At 70.9% G+C, this 15,535-nt stretch carries 12 protein-coding genes; 4 read left to right on the top strand and 8 right to left on the bottom strand.

Going from position 1 to position 15,535, the window contains the following annotated elements; all coding sequences use genetic code 11:
* Window positions 1-170: 170 nt before the first annotated feature.
* The 3 genes from RLT58_RS08490 to RLT58_RS08480 all read left to right on the top strand — a co-directional run bounded on the left by RLT58_RS08490 (window position 171) and on the right by RLT58_RS08480 (window position 5,044).
* Window positions 171-2,219 carry an APC family permease gene (locus tag RLT58_RS08490; RefSeq protein WP_311309791.1) on the top strand — a complete coding sequence of 683 codons (2,049 nt, stop codon included), beginning with the start codon at window positions 171-173 and terminating at the stop codon, window positions 2,217-2,219.
* 153 nt (window positions 2,220-2,372) lie between these two features.
* Window positions 2,373-3,752 carry a class I SAM-dependent RNA methyltransferase gene (locus RLT58_RS08485; protein ID WP_311309790.1) on the top strand — a complete coding sequence of 460 codons (1,380 nt, stop codon included), beginning with the start codon at window positions 2,373-2,375 and terminating at the stop codon, window positions 3,750-3,752.
* 608 nt (window positions 3,753-4,360) lie between these two features.
* On the top strand, window positions 4,361-5,044 hold the full coding sequence (locus RLT58_RS08480; RefSeq protein WP_311309789.1) for a siderophore-interacting protein: 684 nt from the start codon (window positions 4,361-4,363) through the stop codon (window positions 5,042-5,044).
* A 210-nt stretch (window positions 5,045-5,254) separates the two neighbouring features.
* Here RLT58_RS08480 and RLT58_RS08475 read toward each other — a convergent pair whose 3' ends face one another.
* From RLT58_RS08475 to RLT58_RS08465, 3 genes are all read right to left on the bottom strand, one after another.
* A complete protein-coding gene (locus tag RLT58_RS08475; RefSeq protein ID WP_311309788.1) occupies window positions 5,255-7,903 on the bottom strand; it encodes an alpha-L-rhamnosidase-related protein in 2,649 nt (882 codons plus the stop codon).
* Window positions 7,904-8,172: 269 nt separating this feature from the next.
* Window positions 8,173-9,420, bottom strand: a complete 1,248-nt coding sequence (locus RLT58_RS08470; RefSeq protein WP_311309787.1) for a cytochrome P450 family protein — start codon at window positions 9,418-9,420, stop codon at window positions 8,173-8,175.
* A 459-nt stretch (window positions 9,421-9,879) separates the two neighbouring features.
* Window positions 9,880-10,278, bottom strand: a complete 399-nt coding sequence (locus RLT58_RS08465; RefSeq protein ID WP_399131144.1) for an ArsR/SmtB family transcription factor — start codon at window positions 10,276-10,278, stop codon at window positions 9,880-9,882.
* 92 nt (window positions 10,279-10,370) lie between these two features.
* Between RLT58_RS08465 and RLT58_RS08460 the strand changes: the two genes are divergently transcribed.
* Window positions 10,371-11,633 (top strand): MFS transporter, encoded by a 1,263-nt coding sequence (locus tag RLT58_RS08460; RefSeq protein WP_311309785.1) that lies wholly within the window; start codon window positions 10,371-10,373, stop codon window positions 11,631-11,633.
* 73 nt (window positions 11,634-11,706) lie between these two features.
* On the opposite strand, the gene RLT58_RS08455 is transcribed toward RLT58_RS08460, so the two are convergent.
* Genes RLT58_RS08455 through RLT58_RS08435 form a run of 5 tightly spaced genes read right to left on the bottom strand, consistent with a single transcriptional unit; the run spans window position 11,707 to window position 15,535 of the window.
* Window positions 11,707-12,939, bottom strand: a complete 1,233-nt coding sequence (locus RLT58_RS08455) for a cytochrome P450 family protein (protein WP_311309784.1) — start codon at window positions 12,937-12,939, stop codon at window positions 11,707-11,709.
* Between the two features lie 11 nt (window positions 12,940-12,950).
* The gene (locus tag RLT58_RS08450) at window positions 12,951-14,156 is read right to left on the bottom strand and encodes a cytochrome P450 (protein ID WP_311309783.1); all 1,206 of its coding nucleotides are present in this window, start codon (window positions 14,154-14,156) and stop codon (window positions 12,951-12,953) included.
* Window positions 14,153-14,779 carry a GTP-binding protein gene (locus RLT58_RS08445; protein WP_311309782.1) on the bottom strand — a complete coding sequence of 209 codons (627 nt, stop codon included), beginning with the start codon at window positions 14,777-14,779 and terminating at the stop codon, window positions 14,153-14,155. The genes RLT58_RS08450 and RLT58_RS08445 overlap by 4 nt, the downstream gene beginning before the upstream one ends.
* Entirely contained in the window at window positions 14,757-15,083 is a 327-nt protein-coding gene (locus RLT58_RS08440; protein ID WP_311314445.1) for a DUF742 domain-containing protein, read from the bottom strand. The genes RLT58_RS08445 and RLT58_RS08440 overlap by 23 nt, the downstream gene beginning before the upstream one ends.
* A gap of 23 nt (window positions 15,084-15,106) precedes the next feature.
* On the bottom strand, window positions 15,107-15,535 hold the full coding sequence (locus RLT58_RS08435; protein WP_311309781.1) for a roadblock/LC7 domain-containing protein: 429 nt from the start codon (window positions 15,533-15,535) through the stop codon (window positions 15,107-15,109).

Here is a 15,535-nt window from a genome sequence, read left to right as displayed (position 1 = left end):
GACTCGCCTCGGACGAGCCCCGGACCGGCCGTCGACAGGCCGCCGACGGGGGCCCCGGTGCAAGGATCGCGTTAAGGATTTCGCGGCATTCCGGGCCGAGTGCAGGAGATTGGCGGGCCACGCGGGTGGTGCGGGGGCAGGCCTGATACCGAAGCCTTACGATCCTCAGCGTGTCCAAACTGACCGACGTGCCCAAACGGATCCTGATCGGACGGGCGCTGCGCAGCGACAAGCTGGGGGAGACCCTCCTTCCCAAGCGCATCGCCCTCCCCGTCTTCGCATCCGACCCGCTGTCCTCGGTGGCGTACGCACCCGGAGAAGTCCTCCTGGTGCTGTCCATCGCGGGCGTGTCGGCCTACCACTTCAGCCCGTGGATCGCGGTCGCGGTCGTGGTCCTGATGTTCACCGTCGTCGCGTCCTACCGGCAGAACGTGCACGCGTACCCGAGCGGCGGCGGCGACTACGAGGTCGCTACCACCAACCTCGGCCCGAAGGCCGGACTGACCGTGGCCAGTGCCCTGCTGGTCGACTACGTCCTGACCGTCGCCGTGTCGATCGCCTCCGGGGTGGAGAACCTCGGCTCCGCGATCCCCTTCGTCATCGAGCACAAGACGGGCTGCGCGGTCGCCGCCATCGTGCTGCTGACCGTGATGAACCTGCGCGGGGTCAAGGAGTCGGGCAAGCTCTTCGCCATCCCCACGTACCTCTTCGTGGCCGGCGTCTTCATCATGATCGCCTGGGGCGCGTTCCGGGGACTGGTCCTCGGGGACACCATGCACGCCCCGACCGCCGACTACACGATCAAACCCGAGCACCAGGGGCTGGCCGGCTTCGCCCTGGTCTTCCTGCTGCTGCGCGCGTTCTCCTCCGGCTGTGCGGCGCTCACCGGTGTCGAGGCGATCAGCAACGGCGTCCCGGCCTTCCGCAAGCCGAAGAGCAAGAACGCCGCCACGACCCTGGCGATGATGGGCCTGCTGGCCGTCACCATGTTCTGCGGGATCATCGGCCTGGCCATGGCCACCGACGTCAAGATGGCCGAGAACCCGGCGAAGGACCTGGTCAGCAACGGCTCACCGGTCGGTTCGGGCTTCGTCCAGGACCCCGTCATCTCGCAGGTCGCGGCCGCGGTCTTCGGCGACGGCACGTTCTTCTTCGTGATCCTCGCCGCGGCCACCGCCCTCGTGCTCTTCCTGGCCGCGAACACCGCGTACAACGGCTTCCCGCTGCTCGGCTCGATCCTCGCCCAGGACCGCTATCTGCCCCGCCAGCTGCACACCCGCGGCGACCGGCTCGCCTTCTCCAACGGCATCGTGCTGCTGGCCGGCGCCGCGATCCTGCTGGTCGTGATCTACGGGGCCGACTCGACCCGGCTGATCCAGCTGTACATCGTCGGGGTGTTCGTCTCCTTCACGCTGAGCCAGACCGGCATGGTCCGGCACTGGAACCGCCATCTGCGGGTGGAGAAGGACCAGGCCAAGCGCCGCCACATGATCCGCTCCCGCGCGATCAACACCTTCGGAGCCTTCTTCACCGGTCTGGTGCTCGTCGTCGTCCTCGCCACCAAGTTCACCCACGGCGCCTGGGTCGCCCTGCTCGGCATGGTGATCTTCTACGGCACGATGACCGCGATCCGTAAGCACTACGACCGGGTCGCCGAGGAGATCGCCGCCGACGAGGCGCCCACGGACGAGACGATCCGGCCCTCGCGGGTCCACTCGATCGTCCTGGTCTCCAAGCTCCACCGCCCCACCCTGCGGGCCCTCGCCTACGCGAAGCTGATCCGTACGGACCATCTGGAGGCGCTGTCCATCAGCGTCGACCCGGCCGAGACGAAGGCGCTCAAGGAGGACTGGGAGCGGCGCGGCATCAACGTACCGCTGAAGATCCTCGACTCGCCCTACCGCGAGGTGACCCGCCCGGTCATCGAGTACGTCAAGGGCCTGCGCCGGGAGAGCCCGCGCGACGTCGTGAGCGTGTACATCCCGGAGTACGTCGTCGGCCACTGGTACGAGCACCTGCTGCACAACCAGAGCGCCCTGCGGCTCAAGGGCCGGCTCCTGTTCACCCCCGGTGTGATGGTCACCTCGGTGCCGTACCAGCTGGAGTCCTCCGAGGCGGCCAAGAAGCGGGCCCGCAGGCGCGCGGACTGGAGCGCGCCGGGTTCGGTGCGGCGCGGCCCGGTGGAGCGCAGGTCCAAGGACCACACGCCCAAGGGCTGACCCCTCGCGCTCTGTCCCCGTCTTCTCCCCCCTGCCCCGTCTTCTGTCCCGTCTTCCTGGTAAGCGGCCGTACGACACCCACGTAGACTCGTAGGTTGTTGTCCGGCCGTTCGCCGTTCGCCGTTCCCCCTTGATCTCTGGAGCCTTCCCCTCATGCAGAACGAATCCACTTCGCCGCAGACCGGGGAGACGCAGACGCAGTCCGGGGAGTCGCAGTCCGGCGAATCGCTGGTGGGCCGGGAGTACGAGGTCGAGGTCGGCCCGGTCGCGCACGGCGGCCACTGCATCGCCCGCACGGCCGAGGGCCAGGTCCTGTTCGTACGCCACACCCTGCCCGGCGAGAAGGTCGTCGCCCGGATCACGGACGGCGAGAGCGGCTCGCGCTTCCTGCGCGCCGACGCGGTGGAGATCATCGAGGCGTCCAAGGACCGGGTGAAGGCCCCCTGCCCGTTCGCCGGCCCCGGCAAGTGCGGTGGCTGCGACTGGCAGCACGCCAAGCCGGGCGCCCAGCGCCGGCTCAAGGGCGAGGTGATCGCCGAGCAGCTCCAGCGCCTGGCGGGCCTGACCCCCGAGGAGGCCGGCTGGGACGGCACGGTCATGCCGGCCGAGGGCGACAAGCTCCCGGCGGGCGAGGTGCCGGCGTGGCGCACCCGGGTCCAGTTCGCGATCGACGAGGACGGCCGGGTCGGCCTGCGCAAGCACCGCTCGCACGACATCGAGATCATCGACCACTGCATGATCGCCGCGCCCGGTGTCTCGGAGCTCGGTATCGAGAAGCAGGACTGGCCCCAGATGGCCGCGGTGGAGGCGATCGCCGCCACCGGCTCCAACGACCGCCAGGTCATCCTCACCCCGCGCGCCGGCGGCCGCCTCCCGCTGGTGGAGCTGGACAAGCCCGTCTCGGTCCTGCGCGTGGACGAGCGCGACGGCGGCGTGCACCGCGTCCACGGCCGCGGCTTCGTCCGCGAGCGCGCCGACGACCGCACCTACCGCGTCGGCTCCGGCGGCTTCTGGCAGGTCCACCCACAGGCCGCCTACACCCTGGTCAAGGCCGTCATGCAGGGCCTGATGCCGCGCAAGGGCGAGACCGCCCTCGACCTGTACTGCGGCGTCGGCCTCTTCGCCGGCTCCCTGGCCGAACGCCTCGGCGAGAAGGGCGCGGTGCTCGGCATCGAGTCCGGCAAGCGCGCGGTGGAGGACGCCCGCCACAACCTCAAGGACCTCGACCGGGTCCGCATCGAACACGGCAAGGTCGACCAGATCCTGCCCCGCACGGGCATCACCGAGGCCGACCTGATCGTCCTGGACCCGCCCCGCGCGGGAGCCGGCAAGTCCACGGTCAAGCAGCTCTCCGCCCTGGGCGCCCGCCGCATCGCATACGTGGCCTGCGACCCGGCGGCCCTGGCCCGGGACCTGGCGTACTTCGCGGAGGGCGGGTACCGGGTGCGGACGCTGCGGGCGTTCGATCTGTTTCCGATGACGCATCATGTGGAGTGCGTGGCGATTCTGGAGCCGGTGGCTAAGGGTGCCTGACCTGCGGTTTTGCTTGCGCGTACTGTGCGCGGTGTGGGCGATGCCTTGACGCTCGTTCGAGGCCCGTCCTGAGGTCCCGCAGGCGCCCGGGCACCGGCCGGCCGGTGTACCGGGAGGCCGTGGGACGAGACCGAACGCCTCGCGAATCTGACCGGCCGGCCCCGTGGGCATCGCTCAGGCGAGAGCGGCGGCTGTGTACGGCATCCAATTCAGCCGCGCCACCAAGGTCATCGGCGTGGCCTCAGGGGCCGCCTCCGCCCGACAACTGGCCGCGGAGGGCGCCGACTCCGTCCTTCCTGATCTCACTGATCCGGAGGCACTCCTGCTCCGTATCCCCGCCGTCGCGGGAACCTGGACGGTGTTCCACCTGGCGAAGGCGCCCGGGACGTCATTGCGAGACGGTCCTGCCCTCCGCGTGGCGGCCTCGTTCCCGTCGTACCGGGGCGGGGCTGGGCTCCGGCCTGGGCTGGGCCCGGCCCCGCGCACGGTCGTTCCGCCGGTTGCGGTGACGGCGTCGCAACGCGCACTATCGCGAGTTCTCGTAAATGCGTACTATCGCGTTCAGTCTTCCGCTGAGTACGAGAACCCGCCCCGTTGAGGAGCCCTTCATGTCCGCTGTCCTGAACCCCGTCCTCGATCTTCTGACCGTACGCGGCACCGTCACCGAGGCCGAGCAGGTCACCGCCCGGATGCGTCGGCTGCGCATCGAAGGCGGGCAGTTGGCCGGTCTGGAGGTCCAGCCGGGCCAGCAGGTGCGCGTCCTGGTCGGCGGGCTCACCCTCCGTACGTACTCGATCTGGCGCTACGACCCGTCCGGCGGCGTCGAGTTGTGCGTACTGGACCACGCGGCGGGCGGGCCGGGCGCACGGTGGGGCCGCACCGTCGCACCAGGCGAACAGGTGCGGCTGCGGCGGCCCGAGGGGACCTTCACGCTGCGTCCCGATGCCGCCGGCCACCTCTTCGTCGGCGACGAGACGGCCTCGGTCGCGTTCGGTGCGATGCTCGCGGCGCTGCCCGGGGAGGCCACCGTCTCCGGGTGCGTCGAGACGGCGACAGCCGCAGACCGGCTGCCGCTGGTGGGCGGCGACCGGCTCGACTGGGTGCTCCGGGGCGAGACGTCACTGCCGGACGCGGTACGTCGCCTCGCCCCCGAACCCGGCGGGATCGCGTATGTCGCCGGGGAGGCGCGGGACGTGCAAGCGGTGCGGCGGGTGCTCCAGGAGGCCGGGTGGGACCGGCGCGCGGTCCTGACCAAGCCGTTCTGGACGCCGGGCAAGAAGGGCATGGACTGAGGGCAGGGCGTACGCCTTCGTCCGCCACTGGTGATGCAGAGGTGTTGAGCACTGCTGAGGACCCGTCAGCGGGCGGCAACGGCGCGGCACATGTGTGCGTGCGCCGCTCGCAGGCCCAAGCGCGGTCACGGAACGGTGACCCGGAGGCCCGGGCGGCGCATCCCCGGGCCTCCGGGGCACCTTTCCGTGACCGCGCTTCGGCCGTGCTGGTCAGGGGGCGGGTACGGCCGTGAAGGTATGTGTTCCCTCGCCGAGCAGCGTCACGGTGACCCGCCCGGCCTCCACCCGGGTGGCTTGGGAGGCTGGCCGGCGTCCGTCCCACAGCACGCGCCGTCCCTGACGCACGAGCAGCCGTGTGGGCTCACCGGGCAGGGCGACAGAGCCGCGCGTTCCTCTCGGCACCCGTACCGTCAGCGTGAAGCCCGGGCCGGCGGTGTTCCATTCCACGGCCAACGGGCCGTGCGGTGTGGGCAGTTGTCCCTGCGCCCAGGCCACGTCGCCGGGATGCGGCCGCACCTGCCAGGTGGCGTAGCCGGGGGAGAGGGGCAGGGCGCCGAGGAGCTGATGGGTCAGCGCGGGCAGCACGCCGGTCGACCAGCCGTGCGCCATGCTGGTGTATGCGCCCTCGTACAGTGAGCCGCCCGGACCGATGCCCTCCCAGTGCGTGATGCCGGGGTCGTGGCGGTCCATCCATCCGTACGTGCGCCGGATCTGGTCCAGCGCCGAGTCGGCCCGCCCGGCCTCGAAGCGGGCGACGATCTCCGGATACGACGTGAAGGCGTACACCCGCTGCGAGGCACCGTCGAAGATCGTGTCGTTGTCCATGAACGCGTTGCCGTACTGCTGCCGCGTGGTGGCGTCGAGATGAGCGAGGGCCGTGGCGGCCCGGCCGGCGTCCGCGACCCCGGCAGTGATGGCGATCGCGTTGCCGTCCTGGGCGTGCCGTACCGGACCCGTCGAGGAGTCGAGGTAGGCGCCCGCCTTCTCGTCCCACAGATGCGCGTTGACCGCTTCGGCGACCTGCCCCGCCCGTTCGTTCCAGCGGTCCGCGTCGTCCGTGTGCCCGAGCCAGCGTGCGAGTCGGGCGGCGTCCCGGAGAGCCTGGACGTAGTTGACGTTGTAGTAGGTGATGCGTCCGGTGCGGTTGAGGAAGGCGTAGTCCCCGTATCCGCCCGTGCCGTTGAGTCCCTTGCTCAGCAGTCCCGCGTCGTCGGTGACGCTCGGGTACCAGGTGTCGAGGACCTTCACCAGATTCGGGTAGTAGCGGGTGGCGTAGGCGCGATCGCCGGTGTAGAGCACGTAGTCCCAGCTGCACGTCACCCACCACAGCGGATAGTCGAACAGCGGCAACGTGTAGTTGTTGATCGAGGCCGGCGGAATCCAGCCGTCGGCACGCTGGTGCTCGGCCAGGTCGGCGAGAACGTTGCGGGCGGCGGCCCCGGCATCGTCGTGCGTGAGATACAGGGTGCGGGCCGACACGGCGAGGTCGCCGACATAGGGGTCGCGGTCGCGCTTCGGGCCGTCGTGCAGGACGAGTTTGCCCTCCAGCGACGCGCTCCAGGCGGCGCGCGGGTCGACGTCGTCGCGGCGGAAGGTGTCGGTGACGAGCTCATTGGTGTACGAGGCCCCGTACCAGAAGCGGTTGAGCTCGTCGTCGGAACACAGGAACCAGCCGCGGTACGTGCTGGGGGCGCCGAGGTACGCGCTGAATTCCAGGCTCACACTGTCGACTTCGACCGTGCCCCAGGGCTGGGCGGCAGGTGCGTCCGACGACAGCGCATCCAGCGTGATCTTGAGATAGCGGAAGCCGTGCAGTCCGTCCGCGAACACCTTGTCCCCGGCCTGGAAGCCCTTGTGGTCCAGCCAGTCGGCGCCGCGTGCGGGCACCGCGAACTGGTCCGTGCCCTTGCTCGTCCCGCCTGCCTGGTCGTTGCGCGTGAAGTCGCTGCGGCCGGTGAGGAACTGCTTGGTCTCGGAGAACGCGAGGCGCACCCCTGGGGAATTGTCCGACGCGCCGGCGAACCGGACGCGCGGGTACCCGACGACGACCTTGCCGAAGTCGACGGTCACGCTCGGTGGTTCGTCCGCCTCGACCGCCTCCGGCCACACCTCGTTGATGCGGGTGAACGCGCCGCTCGGAGTGTCCTGCACCCCGCTCACCGTGATGCGCACCCTGGTGGCGGGCAGCGGAGCGGTGAACGGCACCGCGCACTGGATGACATCGTTGTCGGAGCGAGTGGCGGCCCTCTTCCACGCGTTCTCGTGCCACACGTCGACGGTGAAGTCGGTCGGCACGCCGTCGCTGTTGGAGACGATGGTGATGCCGCTCAGCTCTCGCTCGGCGGGCAGCGTCACCGTGAGGACATCGGGAAAGGCGCCCTGCGTGTCATCGTTCCAAAAAGTCTGCGGGTCCCCGTCGATGGCGTGCGAGGCGTCGTATGTACGGGGCTGCCCGTCGCCGCCGTTGTTGCCGGGATGAGTGGAGGATGCCTCGGCCGTGGTCCCCTCCGGCCAGCGGGGAGCGGGGGAGGGCTCGGCCCTGCGCAGTACCGTCGCGGGGCCGCCCGGCTTCAGCAGTGCCTCGGGGCGGAGGACGTCACCTGTCGATGCCGTCGTGCGGACGGGGCGCACGGTGCGGGAGGCCGGTGCCTGCACGTACCGCTGCCAACCGGTGCCGGGGCGCGGCGGTACGGCACCGGGATGCGGACGGGGCGCGGTCCCGGCGGTTGCCGCCGACGCGCGGCCTGCGCCCGCGATTCCGGTTGCGGACAACGCGACGGCTGCTGTGCCGGCCGCGAGGACCGTACGTCTGGCGGGGCCGATCTCGGGGACGTTCGCGTGCGCATGGTTCGATGTCATGGCGGCTCACTCTTCGACGGTGTCGGCAGGAGGTGACCAGGGAGCCGAAAGATGCTTGAAACGATTCAGCCCGACTGCTCGGGGTGACGCTATCCCTCGGCACCTCTTCCCGTACAGATGCGGGAACGCCCTTCGTGGACACCGGCTGCGAATTTTTCTCCGAGGCCCCGCCCGGCGCGTCACGGCCCCACCCGCAGTCCCGGGGTCCTCTTGACCTGCCCAGGCGCAACCGGGTCCGGGCTGAGGGATGTGCGGGAAGCGGTGCTCCCTCACGCCCTCAGCCGCACCGGCAACCTCCGCACGCTGTTTCCCACGAACGAGGCATGGCGCGGCAGTTCCGTGTCCGGGAGCGCGAGGTCCAGGGCCGGGAAGCGGGTGAAGAGCTGTTCCAGGGCGGTGGTGGCCTCCAGACGGGCCAGGGGCGCACCCATGCAGTAGTGCGCGCCGTGTCCCAGGGAGAGATGGCGGGACGCGCCGGCGCGGGTGATGTCGAAACGTGCCGCGTCCGGGCCGTGGGCCCGCGTGTCGCGGCCGGCCGCCGAGTAGCCCGCGAGGACCGGGGTGCCCTGGGGGATCACCGTGCCGTCCAGGGTCAGATCGCGGGTCGGGTAGCGGAAGGGGAAGTAGCTGACCGGGCTGTCCCAGCGCAGGGTCTCCTCCACCACGTCGGCCCAGCTTGCCCCGCCGGAGAGGACCAGGTCGAGCTGGTCCCGGTGGGTGCACAGGGCGCGTACGGCGTTCGTGATCAGGTTCAGCGTCGTCTCGTGGCCCGCGATGATGGTCAGCATCAGTGTGCCGATCAGCTCGTGCGGGCTGAACCGGTCGCCGCTCTCCTCGCGGGCCGCGATCATCGCGCTGGTGAGGTCGTCCCCGGGATCGGCCATCCGGGCGGCCGCGACCGCGCTCAGGATCTCCACCATCTCCCGGTTGGCCGCCATCGCCTCGGCCGGGCCGATGTCCGTGGCCACGATCTGGTTGGAGAGGTCGTGCAGCCGGCCGTGGTGGGCCCCGTCCACGCCCAGCAGTTCGCAGATGACGCCCATCGGCAGCGGCAGCGCGAAGTGGGTGCGCAGATCGACGACGCCGTCCCCGGTGGTGGCCGCCTCCAGGCCGTCCAGCAGGCGGAGCGTCAACTGCTGGATGCGCGGGCGCAGTTCCTCCACGCGCCGGGCCGTGAACGCCTTGCTCATCAGCGACCGCAGCCGCCGGTGGTCGGCGCCGTCCGCGGTCGTCATCCCCTGCACCGTGGCGAACGTCTTCAGCGGCCAGCCGTCGGCGATCTCCCCGGCCTGGAGCGCGGTGAAGTGCTGCGCGTTCTTGGCGACATCGGGGTGCGCGAGGAATTCCTTCAGCGCGTCGTGGCCCAGCACGGCCATCCCCGGCACCTCGCCGGGGAGGACCACCGGCGTCACCGCTCCCCGGGCCAGCAGCCGGGCGTTGGCCGCGTGCGGGCAGCCCCCTGCGGGGTCCAGGCGGTGCGGAGGGTCGTCCGTGGAGTTCGGCGGTGATGTGTTCAACGGGGCTCCAGTTCTTCGGAGGGGGCGAACATCTGCCAGGGGGCGACAGGGCCGATCTGCTCGGCGACCGAGTCCAGCGCCCGGGTGAACTCTTCCCGGTTTTCCCCGGCACCGGCGGCGCTCGCACCGGGGCGCCTCCTGGCTCCCTCGACGGTCGCCTCACCACAGTGGTCCCGGCCCGGCGACTCTGCGGACACCGATGCCGGCCACGAGGCGCGAAACCCTTCACGACACATCGAATCCCCGTTCGGGGGGGCGTAGGCAAAGCGTAGGACAACCGGCCGGAGTGGTTGAGGAATCGATGCGTTTCGGTCACACCGTGCGGCTGGGAATGGTGCGTCTGCGCGCTCGCGCGCCGTACGCCCCGGTCGGATCTCCGCATCGCACGAACTCGCCCCGCCCTGCCCCGCTCCTGGCCGTCACCGCAGAGTGGGTCCCCAGGTGGCCGGACCGCCCTCCTCAGCCCTGCGGGGTCCAGGCCGCGACCAGGTCGAGGAGGCCGGGGAAGCGTGTGTTCAGGTCGTCGACGCGTACGTGGCTGCGGCGCTCGAGTCCGTACTGGCGCTGGCGCGTGACGCCCGCCTCGCGCAGTGCCTTGAAGTGGTGGGTGAGGGATGACTTGGGCCGGTCGAAACCGAACCAGCCGCAGGTGTGATCGAAGGCCTCGGACTCCAGGAGGAGTTTGCGGACGACGGTCAGGCGGAGCGGGTCGCTGAGCGCGCCCAGCACGGTTTCGAGACGCAGGTCGTCGACGGCCGGTTCCGGCAGCGGTTCGGGCAGTTCGGACGGTGCGGCGATCACCTTGAAGGCATGCCCGGCGGTCGGGGACACAGGCGGCTCCTTAGGACGGCAATGCATTTCCCTTGTACGACTTCTATCGTACTGCATGCTAAGTTCGACTCGACTCGTACTGCTGGGGGTGCCGGCAGGGAAGATCGGGAGGAATTGTCATGTCCGAGGCCCGGACCGCGTCCGTCCAGTCCGTCGAGGGGAAGGGGCGAAGAGGTGCACCGCAACCCGACGGGCGGTCCGTCGCGCCGCTGTGGTGGGTGTGGCTGGCGGCCTGGCCGGTCACCGCCGTGTTCGTGCTCTCGAACGCGGCGACACCGCTGTATGTGCTGTGGCAGCGCGATATCGGGTTCTCCAAGGGCACCCTGACCGTGGTGTTCGCCTTCTACATCGTCGGCCTCGTCGGCTCGCTCCTCGTCTCCGGCGTGGTCTCCGACCGTGTCGGCCGCAAGCCCGTTCTGCTGCCCGCCCTGGGGCTCGCGCTGGCTGCCTGCCTGATCTTCGCGACAGCCGGCAGTGTGGGCGCGCTGATCGTCGCGAGGCTCTTCACCGGGATCGCGGTCGGCGCCGTCGTCTCGGCCGGCATGGCTGCCGTCACCGACGTCGCAGGTCCCGAGCGCAAGCGGATCGCCGCGCTGCTCGCCTCCTGCGCGATGGTCTTCGGAGCCGGGCTCGGCCCTCTGCTGGCCGGCGTGCTCTCCGAGACGGCGCCCGCGCCGACCGTCACCGTCTTCGCCGTCGAAGCTGTCCTTCTGCTCACCGCGGTGTTCGCGGTGCTGCGCATGCCCGTGCGCCGACCCGCAGTGCGTGCCAAGGGCGCCTGGATGCGTGTGCCCGGAGTCCCGCGTGGCAACGGACGTCAACTGGCCCTCGGGACAGCGGTTTTCGCGCCGGGCATCACCGCCACCTCCTTCGTGCTCTCGCTCGGGCCCTCCCTTCTGTCCGGACTGCTCGGCACGACCAGCCGGATCGTCGCCGGAGCCATGGCGTTCGCGATGTTCCTCACCGCCACCGGCGTGCAGTTCGCCGTGCAGCGGCTGAGCCGGCGTGCCGTCCTCACGGCCGGCGCGGCGAGCACCGCACTGAGCATGATCGCGCTCATTGCCGCCGTCCGGTCCTCGGAGGTGGCGGTGCTGATCGCCTCCGCCCTGCTCGCCGGCGCCGGTCAGGGCATGGGCCAGCTCGGAGGCCTGTCACTGCTCAATTCCGGTGTCCCGCCGCGGCGTCTGGCCGAGGCCAACGCCGCGCTCAACGTGGGTGGTTACATCCCCGCGGGGATCCTGCCGGTCTCGGCCGGATACCTCAGCGACGCGGTGGGGCTGACGAACGGCGCGACGATCTTCGGCGCCGTCCTGCTGGGCCTCGCGGTCGTCGGCGGTCTGATCGTCCGGACCACGCGAAGGCAGGTGACGGACCCGGCATGAGAACCCCGCCCGCCCCCTGCACGACCGGTCGGTGGTCGTTCAGGGGGCGGGCGGGGTTCCGGGCGGCAGGCGGTCAGCCCGCCACCGGTCGCAGCCGTACCGGCAGGGTCTGGTGGCCGTTGCTGATCAGGGACGGGAGGGGCTGGAGTTCGTTCGCCGGGAGGGCGAGCTCCGCGTCGGGGAAGCGGTCGAAGAGCTGCTGGAGGGCCGTGGCGACCTCCAGGCGGGCCAGGGGGGCGCCGAGGCAGAAGTGGACGCCGTGGCCGAAGGCCAGGTGGTCCTTGGTGGGGCGGGTGACATCGAAGGTGTCGGCGCTCTCGCCGTGCCAGTCTGGGTGGCGGTTGGCGGCGGCGTAGGAGACGAGGATCGCCTCGCCCCGGGCGATCTGCCCGCCGTCGGGCAGGGGGATGTCCGAGACGGCGTAGCGCAGCGGCAGGTGCTTGACGGCGGGCTCGTGGCGCAGGGTCTCCTCGACGACACTGTTCCAGTCCGCGCGGCCGGCCCGCAGGTGGGCGAGCTGGGCGGGGTCGGTCAGCAGGGCCGTGATCGCCTGGTCGATCACGTTGACCGTGGTGTCGTAGCCCGCGGAGATCATCAGGAGCAGCGTGTCGCGCAGCTCCTCGCCGGTGAGGCCGCCGCCGTCGCCCTCCTCGTCGCGGGAGGCGATGAGGAGCGAGGTCATGTCGTCGCCCGGCTCGGCGCGCTTGGACTCGATCAGGGCGTCGAGGGCCCCGTACAGCCCGGCCGTGTTGGCCGTGGCCTCCTCGATCGTCAGGGTGGTGTCGAAGACACCGTCGACCACGGCGCGGAAGCCGTCGAGCTGGTCCTCGGGTACGCCCATGAGCTGGCCGATCACCGCGATCGGCAGCGGGTAGGCCAGCTCCTTGCGCAGGTCGGTCACCTCGCCGGCGGGCCGGGAGCCGAGCTCGTCCAGGAGGCCGCTGACGACCTTCTCCACCGAGGTGCGCAGGTCCTGGATGCGGCGGGCGCTGAACGCGGGGGCCACCATGCGGCGCAGCCGGCGGTGGTCGCCGCCGTACGCGGTGAACATGTTGTTCACCGCGACCCAGAGCGCGAGCGGCCAGGTGGCCACCGTCTCGGCGAAGGCCGGCCAGTGGGCCTTGGCGTCCTTGGAGACCTGTGAGCTGGTGAGGAGCTCCTTGAGAAGCGCGGGGTCCGTGATGGACCACGCGGTCACCCCGAGGATGTCCACCTTCGTCGCCGGACCGCGCTCGCGCAGGGCCTGGTACTCGGCGTGGCGGTCGGAGCCGTAGGGGTCGAGGACGAGTATCGGCTGCTCGGACATGGTGAGTTCCTTCATCGGGAGGCGGTGAAGACGATGGGGAGGGATTCCAGAGCGCGGTGGAAGGGACCCGGCCGCCAGCGCAGCTCGGCGGCGGGGACCGCGAGGTCCATCTCGGGCAGGGCGTCCAGGAGGTAGCTGACCGCCGTCTCGGCGATGAGATAGGCGTGGGAGCGGGCCGGGCAGGTGTGCGGGCCGATGCTCCAGGCCAGATGGGCCCGGTTGCCCGCGATGGCGCCTTGGCCCTGGGTGAGCTCGGGGTCGTTGTTGCAGGCCGCCATCGAGATGACGACGGGCTGGTGGGCCGGGAGCAGCACCCCGTCGATGTCCGCCGGGTAGGGCGGGTAGCTGATGCAGTAGTTCGCCATCGGCGGGTCCGTGTAGAGGACGGCGTCCAGGGCGTCGCGCACGGTGGAGTGGCCCGCGTGCAGCCCGGCGGAGAAGTCGTCGTCGGTGAGGATCTTCAGCTGGGTGTTGGCGATGAGGTTGGTCAGCGGCTCGATGCCGGCGCCGTACAGCGTGACGAGCTGGTGGCCCATCTCCTCGTCGCTCAGCTGCGCCGGGTGGGCGATGAGGCGGGAGGTGATGTCGTCGTCGGGGTGGTGCCGGCGCAGCGAGACGAGGTCGGCCACGGCCTGGCCGAGGATCTGGTTGCCCTGCTCGGCGTCGGTGGCCTCGAAGATCCGCGACATGCCGTCGGCGATGCGCGCCCCGATCTCGTCGGGGCAGCCCAGCAGCGAGCTCAGGATCCGGAAGGCGATCGGCCAGGCGTACTGGGTGAGCACATCGGCGCTGCCGACACCGATGAAGTCGGCTATCGCGCTCGAGGCGAGCTTCTCCACCCGGGCCCGCAGCTCGTGCTGGTCGACGGCGTCGATGGCGGAGGTGTTCGCCGCCCGGTAGCGGGAGTGCGCCGGGCCGCTGCTCCGCAGTGCGTTGGGCCGCCACTCCATCATCGGGCGCACCGGGCACGAGGCCGGGATCTCCTGCTGCCAGACCCGGGGGTCGGAGGGGAAGTACAGCGGGTCGTTGAGGATGCGGCGGGCCTGGGCGTAGCCGATCACCAGGGTGGCGGGGACGCCGGGGGACAGCTCGACGGGCACCAGGGGGCCGTACGTCGCCCGCATCCGCGCGTAGGCGGCGTGCGGGTCGGCGGCGAAGCCCGGTTCGTACAGGGCGATCCTGCCCGGGGCCGGGGGAGCAGAGCTGGGGGACGTCATGGCGTGGGCTCCAGGGAGATGGCCGCGCGGCGCGCGGCAAGGTATTCCGTGAGCGTGATGAGGGCGTAGATGCACGACGCGCGATCGAGGGCGTCGCACGTCGTCAGCGGCGTCTCCGGGTCCAGGGCGAGTGCCTGGCGGAGCTCGTCGGGGCTGTATTCGGGGGCGCCGGGGAAGACGTTGATCGCGACGGCGTACGGGATGCCCTGGGACTCCAGCAGCCCGAGGGCGCCGTGGCTGGCGTCGAGGTCGCGGGTGTCGGCGAGGACGAGACAGCCGAGCGCGCCCTGCGCCATGTCCTCCCACAGCGGCTGGAAGCGGACCTGCCCGGGCAGCCCGAACAGGTACAGGGCGAGCGCGCCCTGCGCCAGGTGGATACGGCCGAAGTCCATGCCCACGGTCGTGGTGGTCTTGTTCGGCTTGCCGCGCAGGTCGTCCACACCGACGCTGTCCTCGGTGATCGGCTCTTCCATCCGCAGCGGCCTGACCTCGGAGACGCTGCCGATGAAGGTCGTCTTGCCGACGCCGAAGCCGCCGGCTATCACGATCTTCGCGGACTGGGTCACCGTCGTCGGCACGTACGAGACGGCGGCCGGTGAATCAGACCAGTTCTCGTAGTCCATCAAGCACCTTCTGCAGGATGTCGTTTTCGGGCTGGTCGGCCTCGGCGGGGGCCGGGCTGGCCAGGTGGCCGCTGTCCATGAGGGAGGAGACGAGGATGCGGATGGTGGAGGGCGGCAGCTGGAGCGCGGCGGCGATGTCCGCCACCGCGAGACCGCCCCGGCCCACCGCGAACAGGCTCATCACCCGGCGGGTGTCCGGCCCCAGTTCCTGGGTGGCGCCGGTCGTGGCGACGACGACGCTCTCCAGGCGCACGTCCCGGTCAGGGCGGACCCGTCCGCCCGTACGGACGTAGGGCCTGACCATGTCCGGGTCGTGCCGGGGCCCGCTCATGCCACGGAGCCGTTCTCCGGCTGCAGGAGCGGCGTGCGCTCCTTGGTGCCGAGCTGTTCGCCCAGGCGCACGACGAGCAGGGCCATGTGGTGGCTGATCAGGCCGACGTCGGCGTGCGGGCCGTCGGTGACGACGGAGAGCATCGTGTTCTGCCCGGCCGCGGTGGTCAGTCCGATGTTCGCGACGGACTCGATCAGCTGCTGGCGTACGCCCTGCCCGCCCGTGAAGTCGTCCCACGCGCGGCCCGATGCCCGCAGCGAGGCGGTCAGGGCGGCCAGCTTCTCGCCGTCCTCCTGACCGATGGTCTTGGTCCGGGCCTTGAGCAGTCCGTCGCCGCTCATCAGCACGGCGTACCGGACGCCGTCCACGGATCCCAGCTGCTCGTCAAGCAGCCAGCCCAAGGTGTTCGAGTGGGTGTCCGACAT

It is taken from the genome of Streptomyces sp. ITFR-16 (genome assembly GCF_031844705.1).
Lineage (GTDB): Bacteria > Actinomycetota > Actinomycetes > Streptomycetales > Streptomycetaceae > Streptomyces.
This window is presented reverse-complemented; position numbering and strand designations above follow the sequence as displayed.

Bases quoted from the DNA above. Each gene is read 5' to 3' on its own strand.
- RLT58_RS08485 (WP_311309790.1), top strand. From the start codon at position 2,373: ATGCAGAACGAATCCACTTCGCCGCAGACCGGGGAGACGCAGACGCAG.
- RLT58_RS08480 (WP_311309789.1), top strand. From the start codon at position 4,361: ATGTCCGCTGTCCTGAACCCCGTCCTCGATCTTCTGACCGTACGCGGC.
- RLT58_RS08475 (WP_311309788.1), bottom strand. From the start codon at position 7,903: ATGACATCGAACCATGCGCACGCGAACGTCCCCGAGATCGGCCCCGCC.
- RLT58_RS08465 (WP_399131144.1), bottom strand. From the start codon at position 10,278: ATGCATTGCCGTCCTAAGGAGCCGCCTGTGTCCCCGACCGCCGGGCAT.
- RLT58_RS08460 (WP_311309785.1), top strand. From the start codon at position 10,371: ATGTCCGAGGCCCGGACCGCGTCCGTCCAGTCCGTCGAGGGGAAGGGG.
- RLT58_RS08455 (WP_311309784.1), bottom strand. From the start codon at position 12,939: ATGTCCGAGCAGCCGATACTCGTCCTCGACCCCTACGGCTCCGACCGC.
- RLT58_RS08450 (WP_311309783.1), bottom strand. From the start codon at position 14,156: ATGACGTCCCCCAGCTCTGCTCCCCCGGCCCCGGGCAGGATCGCCCTG.
- RLT58_RS08445 (WP_311309782.1), bottom strand. From the start codon at position 14,779: ATGGACTACGAGAACTGGTCTGATTCACCGGCCGCCGTCTCGTACGTG.
- RLT58_RS08440 (WP_311314445.1), bottom strand. From the start codon at position 15,083: ATGGTCAGGCCCTACGTCCGTACGGGCGGACGGGTCCGCCCTGACCGG.
- RLT58_RS08435 (WP_311309781.1), bottom strand. From the start codon at position 15,535: ATGTCGGACACCCACTCGAACACCTTGGGCTGGCTGCTTGACGAGCAG.